Annotated in this window: 14 protein-coding genes; 4 read left to right on the forward strand and 10 right to left on the reverse strand. The window is 71.8% G+C overall.

What is annotated here, in order from left to right:
- Positions 1 to 49 precede the first annotated feature (49 nt).
- The 7 genes from OG202_RS01065 to OG202_RS01095 form a co-directional block, all read right to left on the reverse strand.
- The gene (locus OG202_RS01065; RefSeq protein ID WP_326573311.1) at positions 50 to 1,138 is read right to left on the reverse strand and encodes a hydrogenase expression protein HypE; all 1,089 of its coding nucleotides are present in this window, start codon (positions 1,136 to 1,138) and stop codon (positions 50 to 52) included.
- A 63-nt stretch (positions 1,139 to 1,201) separates the two neighbouring features.
- The gene (locus OG202_RS01070; RefSeq protein ID WP_327731927.1) at positions 1,202 to 2,983 is read right to left on the reverse strand and encodes an enoyl-CoA hydratase-related protein; all 1,782 of its coding nucleotides are present in this window, start codon (positions 2,981 to 2,983) and stop codon (positions 1,202 to 1,204) included.
- A gap of 193 nt (positions 2,984 to 3,176) precedes the next feature.
- Entirely contained in the window at positions 3,177 to 3,434 is a 258-nt protein-coding gene (locus OG202_RS01075) for a hypothetical protein (RefSeq protein WP_327731925.1), read from the reverse strand.
- Positions 3,421 to 3,735, reverse strand: a complete 315-nt coding sequence (locus tag OG202_RS01080) for a DUF6400 family protein (RefSeq protein ID WP_327731924.1) — start codon at positions 3,733 to 3,735, stop codon at positions 3,421 to 3,423. The genes OG202_RS01075 and OG202_RS01080 overlap by 14 nt, the downstream gene beginning before the upstream one ends.
- 245 nt (positions 3,736 to 3,980) lie before the next feature.
- Positions 3,981 to 4,598 (reverse strand): TOPRIM nucleotidyl transferase/hydrolase domain-containing protein, encoded by a 618-nt coding sequence (locus OG202_RS01085; RefSeq protein WP_327731923.1) that lies wholly within the window; start codon positions 4,596 to 4,598, stop codon positions 3,981 to 3,983.
- A 179-nt stretch (positions 4,599 to 4,777) separates the two neighbouring features.
- Positions 4,778 to 4,984 (reverse strand): hypothetical protein, encoded by a 207-nt coding sequence (locus tag OG202_RS01090; protein ID WP_327731922.1) that lies wholly within the window; start codon positions 4,982 to 4,984, stop codon positions 4,778 to 4,780.
- 94 nt (positions 4,985 to 5,078) lie between these two features.
- Positions 5,079 to 5,528 carry a spore-associated protein gene (locus tag OG202_RS01095; protein ID WP_327731921.1) on the reverse strand — a complete coding sequence of 150 codons (450 nt, stop codon included), beginning with the start codon at positions 5,526 to 5,528 and terminating at the stop codon, positions 5,079 to 5,081.
- Positions 5,529 to 5,840: 312 nt separating this feature from the next.
- On the opposite strand from OG202_RS01095, the gene OG202_RS01100 reads away from it, so the two are divergent.
- Both OG202_RS01100 and OG202_RS01105 read left to right on the forward strand, forming a co-directional pair.
- A complete protein-coding gene (locus tag OG202_RS01100; protein WP_327731920.1) occupies positions 5,841 to 6,260 on the forward strand; it encodes a TOBE domain-containing protein in 420 nt (139 codons plus the stop codon).
- Positions 6,261 to 6,535: 275 nt separating this feature from the next.
- Positions 6,536 to 8,425: a rhamnogalacturonan lyase family protein gene (locus OG202_RS01105; RefSeq protein ID WP_327731919.1), complete on the forward strand. Its 1,890-nt coding sequence runs from the start codon at positions 6,536 to 6,538 to the stop codon at positions 8,423 to 8,425.
- 156 nt (positions 8,426 to 8,581) lie between these two features.
- Here OG202_RS01105 and OG202_RS01110 read toward each other — a convergent pair whose 3' ends face one another.
- Positions 8,582 to 9,547, reverse strand: a complete 966-nt coding sequence (locus OG202_RS01110; RefSeq protein ID WP_326573325.1) for a D-2-hydroxyacid dehydrogenase family protein — start codon at positions 9,545 to 9,547, stop codon at positions 8,582 to 8,584.
- A gap of 148 nt (positions 9,548 to 9,695) precedes the next feature.
- Here OG202_RS01110 and OG202_RS01115 point away from each other — a divergent pair, with 148 nt between their 5' ends.
- Positions 9,696 to 10,901, forward strand: a complete 1,206-nt coding sequence (locus OG202_RS01115) for an MFS transporter (protein ID WP_326573327.1) — start codon at positions 9,696 to 9,698, stop codon at positions 10,899 to 10,901.
- A 584-nt stretch (positions 10,902 to 11,485) separates the two neighbouring features.
- Entirely contained in the window at positions 11,486 to 12,730 is a 1,245-nt protein-coding gene (locus OG202_RS01120; RefSeq protein ID WP_326573329.1) for an MFS transporter, read from the forward strand.
- A 2-nt stretch (positions 12,731 to 12,732) separates the two neighbouring features.
- Here OG202_RS01120 and OG202_RS01125 read toward each other — a convergent pair whose 3' ends face one another.
- Positions 12,733 to 13,920 (reverse strand): cytochrome P450, encoded by a 1,188-nt coding sequence (locus tag OG202_RS01125; protein WP_326573331.1) that lies wholly within the window; start codon positions 13,918 to 13,920, stop codon positions 12,733 to 12,735.
- Complete coding sequence (locus OG202_RS01130) at positions 13,917 to 17,012, reverse strand: amino acid adenylation domain-containing protein (protein WP_328222150.1); 3,096 nt, start codon at positions 17,010 to 17,012, stop codon at positions 13,917 to 13,919. Before OG202_RS01130 ends, OG202_RS01125 begins: the two co-directional genes overlap by 4 nt.
- Positions 17,013 to 17,094 lie beyond the last annotated feature (82 nt).

Here is a 17,094-nt window from a genome sequence, read left to right on the forward strand (position 1 = left end):
CATGTGGGGGGGTGCACGAAGCGGGGAGCGGGTTACCTTCGGCGGTCGCTCACCACGGGGGTCGGTATCCGGTGGTGATCTTGTCTCCGGTACGGCGCCACTTGGGCTCCTTGTCCACCGTCTTGGCCGTGATCGACCGCAGCTTGCGCACCACGGCGCCGTACGCCCCACTGGCGTTGCTCGACACCTTGGCGCCGGGGGGCTCGTCCATGAACGGCATGAACTTGTCGGGGAAGCCGGGCATGGTGCAGGCGATGCAGATGCCGCCGACGTTGGGGCAGCCGCCGATCCCGTTCATCCAGCCGCGCTTGGGCACGTTGCACTTGACGACCGGGCCCCAGCAGCCGAGCTTGACCAGGCAGGTCGGCGAGTCGTACGACAGGGCGAACTGGCCCTGTTCGTAGTAGCCGGCGCGGTCGCAGCCCTCGTGCACCGTGGCACCGAAGAGCCAGGTGGGGCGCAGCTTGTCGTCCAGCGGGATCATCGGGGCGGAGCCGGCCGCCTGGTAGAGCAGATAGGTGAGCGTCTCGGAGAAGTTGTCGGGCTGGATCGGACAGCCCGGGACGCACACGATGGGGATGCCCGCGTGGGACTTCCAGTCCCAGCCGAGGTAGTCCGGCACACCCATCGCGCCGGTCGGGTTGCCCGCCATTGCGTGGATGCCGCCGTAGGTGGCGCAGGTACCGATGGCGACGACCGCCAGCGCCTTCGGGGCGAGCCGGTCGATCCACTCGCTGGTGGTGATCGGCTGGCCGGTCTCCGGGTTGTCGCCGAAGCCGCACCAGTAGCCCTCTGGCTTGATCGCCTCGTTGGGGATGGAGCCCTCGACGACCAGCACGAACGGGTCGATCTCGCCCCGCTCCCCCTTGAAGAACCACTCGATGAACGTGTCCGAGCCGCCGACCGGACCGCACTCGAAGTCGATGAGCGGCCAGTGGACGGCGATCTTCGGGAGCCCCGGCAGCACGCCGAGCACGATCTCCTCGATGCTGGGCTGCATGGCCGCCGTCAACGCGACCGAGTCGCCGTCGCAGCTCAGCCCCGCGTTGATCCAGAGGATGTGGATCGTGGGTGTCTCGTCGGCGGGCGTGTCGCCCGCGTCCACGGCATCGACCGTGCCCGGCGTCGCCTCAGTCATGGGACCGCCTCCTGGGGAGGTAAGGGATGAAAGCCTGTATTTCGAACGTCGCTCTTCTTCGTATCAGCCGGTCGGCCGTGACGAGACGCCATCGAGGGCCGTTCCGGTGACATCGGCGACGGAGGGGGTCCGGGCGAGGTGCGCAACCGGGGCGGAAGCGAGGTGCGGCGGGGTGCGCGGGGGCCGCCTCTTGTGGACGAAGGAGCGACGCAGAGCGTGATAGGGCGCGTCCGCGTCGTCGAAGGTCCGGCGCATCCGGGCCAGCTCCTCTTCACGGAAGCCGGCCGGTGGGGTCGTGCTCTCCAGCCGGTCCAGCTCCGTCTTCTTCGCGGCGACGCGGTTCGCCGTCGCCGGAAGTGACGCCAGACGCGCGGCCAGACCGGCCGCCTCGCGTGCGAAGGCGTCAGGCCCGCAGTCGAGCACCCGGTCGACGAGTCCGAGGCGCAGTGCGCTCGCCGAACTCACCGGCAGGGCCTCACGCATGAGCCGTTCGGCCGTCGCGGGACCCACCCGGCGCGGCAGCGTGTACGTCCAGTACTCCGAGCCGTACAGGCCCATCAGACGGTAGTGCGGGTTCAGCACGGCGCCCGAGCGGCACCACACCTCGTCGGCGGCCAGGGCGAGCATCACCCCGCCCGCCGCGGCGTTGCCCGCGACCGCCGCGACCACGAGCCGGTCCGTGGTCGTCAGGACCGCCTCGACCAGGTCGTCGATGGCGTTGATGTTCGCCCAGGACTCGGCGGCGGGGTCGGCGGCGGCCTCGATGACGTTGAGGTGGATCCCGTTGGAGAAGAAGTCCCGTTCGCCGCCCAGCACCAGCACCGACGTGGGCCGTGCGCACGCCTCGCGGTAGGCGTCGAGCAGACGCCCGCACTGGTCGGTGCTCATGGCGCCGCCGGGGAAGGAGAACGAGAGGAAGCCCACGTTCCCGTCCTCCCGGTAGCGGATGTCCGCCCAGGCGAGGTGCCCGACCTCGGGCAACCGGGGCAGGGCGTGCTCGGGCAGCGGCGGCAGCCGGTCGCCCAGGGCCGCCACGGCGGGCAGTTTGAACGTGGGCGGCTGCCCCGGTGCGCGCCGGGGCCGCAGCTCGGGGATCCACACGGCGCCGTCCTTGGTGGCCCGGCAGACCGCCCCGGCCCGGGTGGCCAGCAGCTCGCCCGGACGGCCGCGCAGCACGCTCTCGGGATGGCCGCCGTGCAGGTACCACTCACCGCCGAGCAGCACGTCCAGCACACCGGGCTGCGAGTCCGCCGCCCTCAGCTTGCGCAGGACGTCCTGGGTGGAGTCCTCGGCCCAGTCGATCCGCCGAACGCTCTGGTCGAGGTACGGACGCGGACGCAGCCAAGTGTCGGCCGTCCCTGCCGCGTGCTGCTCGCGCGGTACGTACGTGCCCCCGGCGAAGCGCTCCACCGCGAGCAGGACGGCCTCGATCGCGGCGTCGGCGATCTCGCCCCGGTACAGCTCGCTCTTGGGCACCTGGGGAATCCGGCACGGTACGGAGGCCCACACGGCACCGCCGTCCATCTCCGCGTCGGCCTGCAGGACGGTGACGCCCCACTCCTCGACGCCCTCGTGGATCGCCCAGTCCAGGGAGGACGGTCCCCGGTCGCCGACGGGCCCGGGATGGACGACGAGGCAGGTGTAGGCGGTCCACACCTCCTCGGGAATCGCCGTCTTCAGCATCGGCGCCACGACGAGCCGCGGTGCGTGCCGCCGCACGGCCTCCGGCAACGAGGTTCCGGGCAGGGCGAGTTCGACCGCCACGGTGTAGCCGCGGTCGCGCAGTTCGGCGTGGGTGCGCTGGGTGAGGCTGTTGAACGCGCTGGCTAGGAGCAGGATGTGCACGGCTGCCTCCGGGCGGACGAACGGCAGGCAGGGATGGCCGCCGACCGAGAGCCTCGGCCATGGAGGCCCGCCGGCCCCGGCGACAGACGGTGAGGTCATCCGAAAGCGGGCGCCCATCCGCCGTCCGGCCTCACCGGCTCTCGCCCGCGAGGGCACCGGCGACCCGGCTCACCGAGCCGGCCGCCGCGTACGGTCAACGCCGTCGCAGGCCGCTGATGATGCGCTCCCACGGGGTGCGGGTGGCCCCGAAATGGGTCTCGTGGGCCCAGATGTGCGTGCACGACCGGCACTGCAGATGGAGCAGGCTGCCGGCGTTGGAGAGCAGGTAGCGCCAGTGCTCGGAACAGGTGCGGCCCTGCTCGCAGGTGGCGCACCCGCGCCGGTCGTCGCAGTTCGGGCAGGCCACCCAGGCGCGACGCCCGATGTCGGCCTGCGGGTCAAGCGGCAGCATGGCCGCCGCCTCCCCTGGGAAGCACACCGGCCGAGACCAGTTCGTCGTACACGCGCTGCTGCTCCGCGCTGAGGCCGGAGTACAGCAGCTCGTACGCCGCCTCCTCGCCGCGCAGTGCGTCCACGGGGTCCCAGTCGGCGCCGAGAGCGTCCAGGACATGAGCGCGCCGGAGCATTTCGTGTGCGCTCAGGTCGACGACCAGGTCGACCGTCGGGGAGGCGCCCGTACGGTCCGCGGCAGGATCGCTCTCTGCGGCGGGTCCGTCCGGTTCGCCAGGAAGGGCGCGGCCATCGTGGGACATGCGACCGAACGTAGGTAAGCGCTCCTCGCCCCGGCAAGAGCAGGTGGGCGAAGTCACAGCAGGTCCATGTGCCCGGGGCCCCAGGAGGCGGCTCCCGCATCGGCCGGGTGGAGCCGGGCGAACGCGTCGCGGCGAGGCCGGCTCCTGGGGCCCCGGCCCGCTCGGCGGGGTACGACCGGCCGACCGCGACCACGTGTCCGTCTACGTCTACGACGGCGACGGCCTCCCCGAAGCGTTCGTCGGACTCAGAGGCTGGCGAAGAGGTCGTCCAGCGGGGCGGGCACCTGGTAGGGGGTGAGGGCTTCGACCAGGAGGCGGCCGTAGCGGATCTTGCGCCCCTTCTTCGTGCCCATGAAGCGCCGCAGCAGCTGGTGCCGGGGCCGGCCGTGCTGGGCGGGCTGCTGGAGGAAGGTCTGCCAGGCGCGCATCTCGTCCTCGGCCCGGACGATCTGCTCGACCCGCGCCGGGCCCAGCGCACGGATGAGCTCGTCCTCCAGGTCCGCCGTGCAGACGAAGACACCCGGGCGCGAGGCGGAGGCCGGGTCGAGGCCCCGGTCGAAGAAGGGTTTCTCACGCTCGTCGCACAGACCTGCCAGGCGAAGGCCGAGACCGGACTGCCCGAGGAGTCCCGCATAGCGGCCGACGCTCATCGCCCCGCCCATCGACAGTACGCACACCCCTTCCGCCGCCAGGTCACGCCCCCGCCCCCTGGCCAGCGCCTCGACGGCCGCGAGATCGCTCAGCCCCTCCAGCAGGACCGCCGTGTGCACCCCCAGCAGCTCTGCCATCGCCTTCGCCGACCCGCCGGAGCCACCGGCCGCCCAGCCTGTGACCTCGTCCCGGAACATGCGCATGTCGACCATGCCGGGGAGTCTGCTACGTCCACCGACGCCGGCGCACGCGATATTCGGCCGAGGACCGCGCCGACGAGACACCGGCATTCCGCCCGGGACCCGGCGGAGGCCGACGGCACCCAGCGGCTGACCCTCGGCTCGGGCGCCGTCAGGCCGTCAGGCCGTCAGGCCGGCTCAGCGCCCGCAACCTACGAGCACCAGCCCCCGGCCGCCGAGAGTCCGGCGCGGGTGTCGGTGTCGGTGTCGGCGGGCTCGGCCCCGTTCTTCGCGCACCACCGGTTCACCGGCCGCGACTGCACCGAGACAGCCGGTGGGCTCAGGGCTTCCCTCACCAGGGCTGAACCGCTGAGGATGAAAGCATCCGCCGTCGAGATCCCGCGCCACCTGCGGCTCATGAACGCCTTCCCGGTGTCCGTCGGCGGCAGGGCCGCGGCGTCGAACTGCGGGAGGGCGGTGGCGCGGGAACTCGCGGCCGGGTGCGGTGCCGGATCAGCGGATCTCGTTGACCCGGTGCTCCTTCAGGGCGGCGCAGTTGGAGTTGTTCACCGACACGTACACGTTGTCGATGCTGCCGCCCCAGCTCACGCAGTGACCCTTGCCGTAGACGTATGCCGGTCCCGCATACGACGTGTAGCTCTCGGAGTCCTCGGCCCACTCCTCCGTGTCCGGGACGTAGATGTACGCGGACATGTACTTGAGAGTGCCCGGGTTGGTGCGGATGGTCGCGACGCAGTTCTTGCCGTTCGAGGAGTTGTACGTCAGGTAGACGGTGCCCAACGAACCGACGGGCGCGGAGTTCACGGTCTTGTAGGCACTGCCGCAGACACCCTGCGGGGTGACGTTGGGTGCGGCGGAAGCGGTCGTGCCGAGCGCGATCGAGCCGCCCACCGCCAGCGCGGTTAACGCCCCAACTGCCGCGACATTACGCATGATTCCCATATTTCCCCCTTGCATCCATGAGAGCACTTTGCTCCCACTCCAGGTGACCGTCGAACGGCACGAATGGTTGCGCCGGGTTCACACCGGGCTCTTGAGCGGTCACCTGCGCTCGGGGGGAGCCCTGGCCGTCCGGGACGGCACCCGTGGACCGCCCCTTCGCGCCCTCGGCTCGGGAGCTGATCACCGCGCCGCGCCCGTCGCGCCCGTCGCGGATGCGAGCGGCAGCGGAGCATTCACGGCCGACCCGGCTACCTTTATCCCCGCAGAGGTAAGCGATACCGGCAAATCAACCCTTCCCCGTGAGGCCCTCCCATGCGTCTGAGCATCCGCAACCAGATCCCTGGCACGGTCACCTCCGTCACCCCTGGCGAAGCCATGGCCACGGTCAAGGTCCGCCTCGACGGTGGCCAGGCCCTCACCTCGGCGATCACCCTGGACGCCGTCGAGGAACTCGGACTCGCCGCGGGCTCCGCCGTGAACGCCCTGGTCAAGTCCACAGAGGTCTCGCTCGCCACCGGCGCGGTGGAGGGCCTGTCCATCCGCAACCGGCTGCCCGGCACCGTGAGCGACATCGCCACCGGTGCCGCGATGGCCTCCGTCAAGGTCACCGTCGAGGGCGGCGAACTGACGGCCGTCATCACCAGGGACGCCGTCAGCGACCTCGGCCTCGAGGTCGGCTCCCCTGTCACGGCGCTGATCAAGTCGACCGAGGTCGCCCTCGCCGCCGTGTGACCCGACGGCAGTCGAGCACGCCGACGGGCCGGGGCGGGTCGCGGTTCGTCACGGCTGGAAGCGTTTCCAGTCGATCGGCGAGCGAGCAGGCCGAGGCCTCAACACCCATGAACTCCAGGGATGTTGTGACTCCGACCGCCTTGACGCGCCCTCCTCGCGGTGCTTCCATCGCAAGCGTGTAAACGGTTTAACTCGTCAGGGTTTCCGTTCCGGGTCGGAACCGGACACCCAGGCCGTACGCCTCGTACCGCCACCGCGAGCCACAGGAGGTTGTCATGCGCATGGCATTATGGTCCTCGGTTGCCCGTCGGAGGTCCCTCGGCGCCTCGGCGGTCCTGGCCGTCTGCGCCGCGCTGGCCACCGGGCCGACGAGCCTCGCCTCGCCCGGCGTGACCACGGCCGTGGCCGACGATCCGACGCTTCAGGCCGCGCGCGTGATGGAGAACCTCGGGCGCGGGGTCGTGGCGGTGCGCTCCGGCAGCACCCAGGTGCTGGTCTCCTGGCGGTTGCTGGGACTCGACCCGGAGGGCATCGGTTTCGACGTGTACCGGTCCACCGGCGGCGGCGCGTACGTCAAACTCAACGCGAGCGTACTGACGGGTGGGACCAACTACACGGACTCCACGGCCGACTTGACGCGGTCCAACAGCTACCGGGTCGTTCCGGTGGTGGGCGGGCAGGAGCAGGCGCCCAGCGGGGCCTTCACCCTGACGGCCGATCACGCCACGGAGCCGGTGGTCCGCGTGCCGTTGCGCTCCGGCGGCCCGGTGAAGTTCGTCTGGGTCGGTGACCTCGACGGCGACGGCGAGTACGACTACGTACTGGACCGGCAGACCTCCCCCCAGAAGCTCGAGGCGTACAGCGGCCGCGGGCAGTTTCTCTGGGAGGTCGACATGGGGCCGAACAGCCAGAACCAGGACAACATCGAACCGGGCTCGTCCGCGATCGACGTGGGCCACTGGGACGGCGTCACCGTGTACGACTTCGACAGCGACGGCCGCGCGGAGGTCGCCCTGAAGATCGCCGACGGAGTCAGGTTCGGCGACGGGACCACCTGGACCCACGCGGACGACGCGCGTCAGTTCATGGCCGTCCTCGACGGCCGGACCGGGGCGCTGCGCAACTGGGCAGCGGTGCCGACCACCTACCTGGGCGACGGCCCGATGGGCGGGCGCCTCGGGGTCGCGTACCTCGACGGCACCACGCCGAGCCTGGTCGCCTACATGAAGAACCGGCGCGACGACGGCTCCTTCAACCTGATGGTCGCCTCCTGGCGGTTCACCGGCAGTGCGCTGAGGCAGGAGTGGACGTGGCTGCGCGGCAGCCAGAACGCACCCGACGGGCACAACACCCGCGCCATCGACGTCAACGGTGACGGGAGGGACGAGGTCGCCGAGATCGGGTTCGTCCTCAACGGCGACGGCTCCCTGCGCTACTTGATGGCACCCCAGGGCATCATCCACGGCGACCGCTTCCACCTCGCGGACATGGACCCCGGCCGACCCGGCCTCGAAGGCTACGGCGTGCAACAGGACAACCCGAGCGGGCTGCTGGAGTACTACTACGACGCCGCGACCGGTTCCGTCATCTGGAAGCACAACGGGGGCCCCTCCGACGTCGGACGCGGCATGGCGGGCGACGTCGACCCACGCCACCCCGGCATGGAGGTCTGGTCCTTCTCGGGCCTGTACAACGCCCCCTCCAACAGGCTCACCGAGCCGAACACCTCACTGCGCCCGTGGCCACAGCTGGGTCTGTGGTGGGACGGCGACCTCACCATGGAACTGCTCAACGACGGCAAGATCGAGAAGTGGAACCCGCTGAACCCGACGTCGAGCGGCAGCCTGCCCCGGCTGGTCAGCACCTGGAACCACGGTGCGGTCACGGCCGCGCAGGGCGGGCCCACCCTCGTCGGCGACATCCTCGGCGACTGGCGCGAGGAGGCCGTGTACACCAACGCCTCCTACAACGAGCTGATCATCTTCACCACGAACCAGCCCACGACCACCCGGCTGTACACGCCGGCCCACAACCCCGCCTACCGCAACGCCATGACCTTCAAGGGCTACCTGCAGTCCCACCACGTCGACTACTTCCTCGGCGCCGGCATGGCCCGGCCGCCCCGGCCGAACATCGCCTACGCGGGAGGCGGTTCCCTCAAGTAGACAGGGCGGCACAGCATCGTCACTCGGTGAAGCCCTCGCGAAACGGCCTCGGAGGCTGTCGTCTCGCCCTCACCGTCGGCGTCAGTACGGCCGGCGCGGCGGCCCAAGCCCAATACCGTCGAACCTTGCCTTGCCCACGGGGCCATGACGGTCGGATCAGGCGCCCGTCAGCCGGCGGACCGGGCTACCGGCCAGGAACGCGGTGATGTCCTCCACCGCTTCCGTGTAGAAGGTGCGGTAGTTCCGCTCGGTGACGTAGCCGAGGTGTGGGGTGGCGAGGACGTTCGGCAGCGAGCGCAGGGGGTCGTCGGCGGGGAGGGGTTCGGTTGCGAAGACGTCGAGGCCCGCTCCGGCGATCCAGCCCTCGCGCAGGGCGCGCAGCAGAGCCGTACGGTCGACGATGGCGGCGCGGGAGGTGTTGATGAGGTGGGCGTGCGGACGCATCGCGCGCAGTTCCGGCTCGCCGAGCAGGCCGCGGGTGCGGTCGGACAGGACGAGGTGGACGGACACGAAGTCGCTGCGGCGGAGCAGATCGTCCTTGCTGTCGGCCGGTTGGGCTCCGGCCTCGGTCGCTCGCTCGGTGGTGAGGTTCTCGCTCCAGGCGAGGACCTCCATGCCGAAGGCGGTGGCGACGCGGGCCACCCGGGTGCCGATCTTGCCGAGTCCGAGCAGGCCCAGGGTGCGGCCGTGCAGGTCCTGGCCGACGGTGGACTGCCAGGGGCCGCCCTCGCGCAGGGCCCGGTTCTCGGCGGTGATGTGCCGGGCGAGGCCGAGGAGGAGCGCCCAGGTCAGTTCGACGGGCGGGGTGGAACTGCTCGCCGTACCGCACACGGTGACGCCCTGGGCCCGCGCCGCGGCGAGGTCGATGGAGGCGTTGCGCATGCCGGTGGTCACCAGCAGGCGCAGCCGGGGCAGTCGGCGCAGGAGGTCGGCGTCGAAGGGGGTGCGTTCCCGCATCATGACGACGATCTCGCAGTCGGCCAGCTCGGCCACGAGCTTGTCCCGGTCGGTGACGTTCTCGCGGAGCGTGCGCACCTCGACCTGGTCGGCGAGAGGGCTCCAGTCCGCCAGGGTCAGGGCGGCGCCCTGGTAGTCGTCGAGCACAGCGCAGTGGAGGGTCATACGGACAGTCTGCCTTTCCCCGGTCCGCGCGGGGGTGTGGGTGAGGTCGGAGTTGAGACACAGGTGAAGGAGCCCCGTCGCCGCTCCCGGCGGGTGGGCCGGCGGCGTCAGGACGCGGGCCTGCGCGGGCCAGGTTACCTTCAGCGGTATGGACGGTGATCCTGGACGCTGGCGCTGGTGCGTGCTCAGCGGGTCCGTGTTCGCCGTATGCATGGCCGGCACGACGCTGCCGACCCCCCTCTACGGCCTCTACCAGGAGAAGTTCGGTTTCTCCGAGCTCACGGTCACCGTCGTCTACGCCGTCTACGCCGTCGGCGTCATCGCGGTGCTGCTGCTGACGGGCAACGTCTCGGACGCCGTGGGCAGGCGTCCGGTGCTGTGGTGGGGCCTGGGCTTCGCGGCCGCGAGCGCCGTCTGCTTCCTGTGCGCCACCGCGCTGGGCTGGCTGTACGCGGGGCGGCTGCTGTCGGGGCTGTCGGCCGGCCTGTTCACCGGGGCTGCCACGGCCTACGTACTGGAGCTGGCACCGCACGGCGGCGCCTCACGGGCCACCTTCGTGGCGACCGCCGCGAACATGGGCGGGCTCGGCTGCGGTCCGCTGCTCGCCGGGGTGCTCGCGCAGTACGCCGACTGGCCGCTGTACCTGCCGTTCGCCGTCCACCTCGCCCTGGTGGCCTGCTCGGCCATCGTCCTGCTGCGGCTTCCGGAGACGGTGCGGGAACGTCGGCCGCTGAGCACCGTACGGCCGCGACGGCCCAGCCTGCCCCCGCCGGTGCGGGCGGTCTTCGGACCGGCGGCGGCTGCCTCCTTCGCGGGGTTCGCCCTGTTCGGGGTGTTCACATCCATCAGCCCGGCCCTCCTCTCCCAGTCCCTGAACGTGCACAACCACGCGGTGAGCGGGCTGGTCGTCGCGCTGGCCTTCTTCGCCTCCACCGTCGGGCAGCTGGCCGTCGGCCGGGTCGGCGTGAGCCGGTCACTTCCGCTGGGCTGCGGTGGCCTCCTGGCCGGGCTGGCTCTGCTGGCGGGCGCGCTGCGCTGGGAACTGCTGCCGCTGGTGGTGCTGAGCGCCGTCGTCGGCGGGGCCGGGCAGGGGCTGGCGTTTCGGGGAGCGCTGTCCGCCGTGGCCTCGGTGTCCGAGGCGGACCGGCGCGCGGCCGTGATCTCGGCGCTGTTCGTGGTGGCCTATGCGGGTATCTCGGTGCCGGTCATCGGCGTGGGGCTCCTGTCGGAGTCGATCGGCCTGGAAGACGCCGGGCTGGTGTTCATCGCGTGCATGGCTGTTCCGGTTTCGGCCGCAGGCGTCTATCTGCTCCGGCGGCCGGTTCCGGCGCCGGAGGCCGACAGGGTGCGCTGACCGAGCGTTCGGGCATCTGGTGCTGGGGCCCTGCCTGGGGGACCTGCGTCGCCGCCGGGCCTGGGGCGTCCAGGGCCCGGCGCATCACATGCTGAGGAGCGACGCGTTCGAGGACGGCACCGGCGGCGTGCCACGAGGGTGGCGCAGGGGCGCTCGGGTCGGGCGGCGCGGGTGCTGCCGCGTCGGCCGCCGTGCCCGGCATCGGTGACGTGCTCCAGCCGGTCGACGTCGTCCGACCCACGTCTGTCAACGTGCGGCCTGATGGCGTCCCTTGAGGCGAGGAGTCGTCGCTGCGGTCTCCGGCAGCACGACGCCGACCACGACCGGTCTGGTCAGGAGGCCTGCCGGGCGGGGCACGGGCGAGACGTACGGGCTCGACGGCGCCGTCGGCGCCGTCGGGGCCGTCGGGGCCGTCGGGGCCGTCGGGGCCGTCGGGGCCGTCGGGGCCGTCGGGGCCGTCGGGGCCGTCGGGGCCGTCGGGGCCGTCGGGGCCGTTCGGCCAAAGCGGGGCTCTTGCTAAGGCGTGTGGTGCACGACAAAGCTTGCGTGGTCCCTGCTCGCCGCCTGTGACCTGGAGTCCTGCCATGCCCCGCCTGATCCCGGACACCCGGCCGCAGCGCGTCCTCGCGGCCTCGAACTTCGTCTACACCATGGGCAGCGGCCTCTATCTCACTGCCGGAGTGCTGTACTTCACCCAGGCGGTTCACCTTCCGGCGGGCACGGTGGGACTCGGCCTGGGCTTAGCCGGTCTGGTCGCGCTGGCCCTGGGTGTCGGGGTCGGTCATCTGGCGGACAGACATGGAGCACGCGGGGTCTACACGGTCACCCTGGTGATCCAGGCACTGGCCACGGCCTGCTTCGTACTGGCGGACAGCTTCTGGCCGTTCGTGCTCGCGGTCTGCGCGGCCGCCGGGGCGAAGACGGCCGGAACCGCCGCACGCTCCCCGCTCATCAGGCACTACGGAGGAGACCGGCCGCAGGAGTTCCGGGCCTACCTCCGTGCGGTGACCAACCTCGGCATCTCGCTCGGTGCCGTGCTGGCGGGCTGGGTGGTCCAGGTCGGCACGCTCACCGCCTATCAACTGATGGTCGTCGGCAACGCGATCGCCTTCCTGGTCTCCGCGGTGGTCCTGGTCCTCCTCCCGCCGGTCGCCCCGCTCCCCGGCGTCGGCGGCCCCCGCTGGACCGCCCTCCGCGACCGCCCCTACCTGCTCCTCACCGCCCTCGACGGCGTCATGGCCGTCCAGTTCAAGGTGCTCACCGTGGGCATCCCGCTCTGGCTCGTCGGTGCCACCACCGCCCCGCACTGGCTCATCTCGGGCACGATCCTCACCAGCACCGTCATCGTCATCGCGTTCCAGGTGCGCGCGAGCCGCAGCATCGTTTCCCCGGCGGCCGGCGGAGACGCCTATCGCAGGGCGGGCGTCGCCTTCCTCGTCTCCTGCTCGCTGATCTCCCTGGCCGCCGGCATACCGGCGTGGGCCGCCGCGGCCCTGCTCATCACCGCTGCGGTGATCCACACGATCGGCGAACTGTGGTATTCCGCGGCGGGCTTCGAGGTGTCCTTCGCCCTCGCCCCGCAGCACGCCACCGGCCAGTACCTGGGCGTGTTCGGCCTGGGAGCGGGACTGGCCGACGCCCTCGGGCCGGCTCTGATCATCTCGCTCTGCATCACCTGGGGCCGCCCCGGGTGGTACGTCGTGGGAGCCCTGTTCGCCCTGACGGGCCTGGCGGCGCCGCTCGCCGTCCGCTGGGCGCAACGCACGCAGCACGCCCGGCGGACGCACCCCGAACCTGCGGAGAACGCGTCAGCCGCAGGGCCCGTGTGAGCTCAGCGGGCGACGAGGCGCACGGTGGCGTGCGCCGGGCCGTTCACCGTGATCGAACGCAGCGGTTCCGTGTCTCCGGCCGGTTCGACGACGGCGACCGACTCCGCGAGTGTCTCCAGGAGCATCCGCGTCTGGTGGCGGGCCATGGTGCTCCCGATGCAGACGTGCTCGCCCGTGCCCAGGGCCAGATGACGGTTGGGCTGCCGACCGAGGTCGAACCGGTCGGGTTCCGGGAACACCGACTCGTCCCGGTTGGCCGAGGGGATCCACAGCACGACCCGGTCCCCGGCGGCGATGCGCCGGCCCTGGATGCGGGTGTCCGTGGTGGCCGTCCGCATGCTGTGCGTGGCGCTGCTCGTCCAGCGCAGCACCTCCTCCGCCGCGGTCCTGACGAGTTCGTCGTCCCGCTCCCGCACCAGCCGCTGCCACTGCCGCGGATGCGCGGCGAGGGCGAGGATCCCCGAGGCCATCGACAGGCCCGCGTTCTCCGACGCCCCGACGAGGTTCTCGACCCCCAGCAGGATCTCGGTCTCGGTCAGCAGGTCGTCCTGCACCTCGTTGTTGACGAACATGCCCATCGCGTCGTCCGCGGGCGCCTCCATCCGCGCGTACATCAGGTCGATGAAGTAGCGCATCAGCATGAGGTGGCTGGTGAGGGGTCTGCCGGACTCGAACGCCTCCGTGGTCCACCTCAGCAGCCGCTCGCGGTCCTTGGGCGGTACACCGAGCAGCCTGCCGATGTTGTGGCTGGAGAGCCGGGCTCCGATGTCGTGGACCACGTCGCAGGTCCCCGAGGCGACGGCGCGGGTCACCACCGAGCGGATCTCGGCGCGCATCTCGTCCGCCAGGGAGCGGGCGCACCGTTCGCTGAACCGGTCGGCGACCTGCCCCCGCAGGGCGCGGTGCCGGGGCGGATCGGTCAGGGCCATGGTCAGACCGCTGCCGGGGTCCTCCCCCAGCTCCGTCGGCCGCAGCAGGACGCCCCGCGCCGAGCTGAAGACGGCCGGGTTCTGGTACACGTCCCGGATGTCCTCGTACCGGGTGAGCGACCAGAAGCCCGGCAGGTCGCCCGGTTCGTGCCAGTGGACCGGGGCGTGCCGTCGCATCCAGCGCCACAGCCCGTACACCTCGCCGGAGGCGTGCAGCTCCGGGTCGACGACGTCGGCGGGGGTGAAGGCGATGACGGTCATGGCGCGGCTCCCGCGGCGATCAGGGCAAGACGGTCATGGAAGCCGTTGAGCAGCTTCGGCGCGGTGGCCTCGGCGACGGCGTCACACCGGAAGGAGAGCACCACGTCGAGGGCGCCGTCCTCGTCGGGCCACACTTCGAGGTGCAGTTCCAGGGGAAGGGCCGCGTACGGCCGGCGCAGATGCGTGGAGACGACGCCGGGCAGGTCGAGCCGGGGCGGAGCGTTGTCCTGGAGGGCGAAGAGGGACTGGAACACCGGCGGCCGGCCGGGCGTCGTCGTCGCGACGCCCTGCGCGACGGCCGTGAAAGGGACATCGCTGCGGCCGAAGGCCCGGTGGACCCGTCCGCCGGTCTCCCGGATGCCGTCCTCGCCACCGCGCAGGGCGGCGCCGCGAAGGCGCACCGGCACCATGTTGATCCGACAGCCGATGGCCTGCTCCAGCTCCAGGACGGTGCGCTCGGCGACGGGCACGCCCACCGCGAAGTCCCGCTGCCGGCAGACCTCGGCCATCGTGCCCGCCCAGGCCGACAGGAGCACCACGAACCGGCTCACCCCGAGCGCCGCGCCCCGTGCGTCGAGGTGTGCCGTGACGGGCGCGGAAACGGACATGTGGAGGTGCCCCGTCCCGGTCTCCCCGGGGCCGGGCCGTTCGGGCCAGTGGACCTCGGGCACGTCCTGGAACTCCGCCGTCACCCGCGCCGTCCTCCCCGCCGCGTCCGTCCCGGCGGTGGCCGCCGCCGTCAGCCGGGCGCGCTCGGCCAGGGTGGGCGGGGCGTATCCCGGCTCGCGTCCGGCGTAGGCGTCGGACAGGTCTCGCGCCAGGACGGACTCCGACCGGCCGTCGAAGACGATGTGGTGGACCAGCACCCCGAACAACCGGCCGCCCGTCTCCGTCACCGGCACCAGCGCGGTGCGCCACAGGTCGGCGTCCTGGGGTTCGAGGGGCTCCTCGAAGAGCCGCCGCAGCGCGCGGACCGCCTCGTCCACGGTCGGCCGGGCGTCCAGGAGTTCCAGGGGCGGGGCGGAGATGTCGGTGACCTCCGCGTGGGGCCGGGGATCCGGCCGGAAGGCCGTGCGCAGCGTCTGGTGCCGCTCGTGCACGGCGGCGACGGCCGCCTCCAGGCGGTCCTGGTCGAGCGGGCCGTCCAGGTGCCATGTCATCAGGCAGTACGGGGACCGGTCCTGCGGCGCCGTCAGATGGCGGGTGAGGAAGACCGACTCCATGGCGGTCAGCGGGACGTCACCGGCCGGCCGCGGTGCGGCGTCCGTGTCCCGCGCCGACCGCAGCCAGGAGCCGAGGTGTTCGGCCGACGCGTGCTCGTACAGGCGCGACAGCGGAACCGGCCGCCCCGCCCGCTTCCCGATACGCGTGCAGGCACGGGCGGCCTGCAGCGAGGAGCCTCCCAGCGCGAAGAACGACAGGTGCGGCGGTACGGCCGGTCTGCCCAGCACGGCGGCGAACGTCTCGGCCACCAGTCGGACAAGGGGGTCGCCGACGGGACCGTAGTGGCCCCCGACAGACGGCTCGGCGGACGACTCGGCGGACGACTCGAAAGACGCCCCGACGGGCGGCTCGACGGACACCTCGGGCACGCTCGCCAGCAGCGCCCGGTCGTCCAGCTTGCCTCTGCCGGTCAGGGGGAAGGAGTCGACGAAGGCGACGTCGACGGGGCGTTGGTAGGCGGGCAGGTGGCGGGCGAGGATCGCCGGAACGTCCGCAGGCGCGCCGCCGGCGGCGCGGTGCGGCACGCAAAAAGCCACGAGTTCGAAGGCGCCGCCGAGTGCGTTCCAGCGCGGGACCACCCGGCAGTCGGCGACGGACGGGACCAGGCGCACGATCTGCCGCTCCACCTCGACGGGTTCGACGCGGTTGCCCCGGACCTTCACCTGCCGGTCGATCCGCCCGCGGAACTCGACGATCCCGTTCTCGTCCCGGACACCCAGGTCGCCGGTGCGGTACAGCCGGACCCGCTCACCGCCGATGTCGGCGTCCGTGAACTTCTCGGCGGTGAGAGCCGGTTCACCGAGGTAGCCGTGGGCCAGGCCGTCGCCCGCGACGCAGATCTCCCCCGGTTCCCCGGCCGCGCAGGGGCGTTCGCCCCGGAGGACGAAGACGGAGGTGCCGGGTACCGCCCGCCCCAGCGGGATGCCGCCGGGCCGGGCGCAGTCCGCGGCGGTGATGCGGTGCGTGGTGGTGAACACCGTGCTCTCGACCGGGCCGTAACCGTTGATCAGAGCCGTGTCGGGGAACCGGTCGAGGAAGCGGGCGACGTGGCGCGCGGACAGGCGTTCACCGCCGATGACGACCTGGGACAGGCCGCTCATCGCCGCCAGGTCCTCGTCGACGATCAGGTTGAACAGGCTGCTGGTCAGCCACGCCGTGTTCACTCCGTGGTCGGCGACCAGCGCGCGCAGGGCCTCGGCCGTCAGGAACGGCTCGCCGATCAGGACGCAGGTGCCGCCGTTGTACAGCGCGGCCCAGAGTTCGAGGGAGAACGCGTCCCACGGCAGCGCGGCCGCGAGGGGGATGACCGTGTCCCGGTCGAAACGCGCGAAGGTGCCGGGCCGGAAGAGTCGTGCCGTCGCCCGGTGCGGGGTGATCACTCCCTTGGGCCGGCCCGTGGTGCCCGAGGTGAAGAACACGCAGCAGGCGTCGGAACCCCGTACCGCCACCGCGGCGCGGGCGGGGCGCTCCCCCGAGCCGTCCTCGGCCGGTGTCCACAGCGGCGCGGACAGCTGTACCGCCGTACCCGGCCGGGCGACGACGAGGGGCGGCCGGAGCTGTTCCACCACCGCGGCAAGGCGGGTGGGCGGCCAGTCCGGATCGAGCAGCGCGTACGCGGCGCCGAGTTTGAGAACGGCCAGCGCGGTGGCGACCAGGTCGACGGATCGCGGCATCAGGATCGGCACGAGATGGCCCTGTCCGACACCGGCGGCGGCGAGTCGGCCGGCTAATCGCTCGGCGCGGTCGTCCAATTCACCGTACGACACCCGGGTGTTACCGGCAATGAGAGCTATGCGCCCCGGCTGGGCGCGCGCGTGCGCGGCGAAGACATCGTGCAGTCCTTCCCCCGGTGATTCATTCGACTGCAACTCGTCGACTCCCTTCGCAATCAGGAGCGTACGACGTTGCCATGTCTGATCGTTTCCTGCCAGCCTCCTTTTCATAAAAAGG

The sequence above is a fragment of the Streptomyces sp. NBC_00310 genome, from assembly GCF_036208085.1.
Lineage (GTDB): Bacteria > Actinomycetota > Actinomycetes > Streptomycetales > Streptomycetaceae > Streptomyces.

Excerpts from the sequence above, each read along its gene's own strand:
- OG202_RS01100 (WP_327731920.1), top strand. The coding sequence starts at position 5,841 with ATGCGTCTGAGCATCCGCAACCAGATCCCTGGCACGGTCACCTCCGTC.
- OG202_RS01090 (WP_327731922.1), bottom strand. The coding sequence starts at position 4,984 with ATGAGCCGCAGGTGGCGCGGGATCTCGACGGCGGATGCTTTCATCCTC.
- OG202_RS01110 (WP_326573325.1), bottom strand. The coding sequence starts at position 9,547 with ATGACCCTCCACTGCGCTGTGCTCGACGACTACCAGGGCGCCGCCCTG.
- OG202_RS01075 (WP_327731925.1), bottom strand. The coding sequence starts at position 3,434 with ATGCTGCCGCTTGACCCGCAGGCCGACATCGGGCGTCGCGCCTGGGTG.
- OG202_RS01065 (WP_326573311.1), bottom strand. The coding sequence starts at position 1,138 with ATGACTGAGGCGACGCCGGGCACGGTCGATGCCGTGGACGCGGGCGAC.
- OG202_RS01105 (WP_327731919.1), top strand. The coding sequence starts at position 6,536 with ATGCGCATGGCATTATGGTCCTCGGTTGCCCGTCGGAGGTCCCTCGGC.
- OG202_RS01080 (WP_327731924.1), bottom strand. The coding sequence starts at position 3,735 with ATGTCCCACGATGGCCGCGCCCTTCCTGGCGAACCGGACGGACCCGCC.
- OG202_RS01125 (WP_326573331.1), bottom strand. The coding sequence starts at position 13,920 with ATGACCGTCATCGCCTTCACCCCCGCCGACGTCGTCGACCCGGAGCTG.
- OG202_RS01115 (WP_326573327.1), top strand. The coding sequence starts at position 9,696 with ATGGACGGTGATCCTGGACGCTGGCGCTGGTGCGTGCTCAGCGGGTCC.
- OG202_RS01085 (WP_327731923.1), bottom strand. The coding sequence starts at position 4,598 with ATGGTCGACATGCGCATGTTCCGGGACGAGGTCACAGGCTGGGCGGCC.
- OG202_RS01095 (WP_327731921.1), bottom strand. The coding sequence starts at position 5,528 with ATGGGAATCATGCGTAATGTCGCGGCAGTTGGGGCGTTAACCGCGCTG.
- OG202_RS01120 (WP_326573329.1), top strand. The coding sequence starts at position 11,486 with ATGCCCCGCCTGATCCCGGACACCCGGCCGCAGCGCGTCCTCGCGGCC.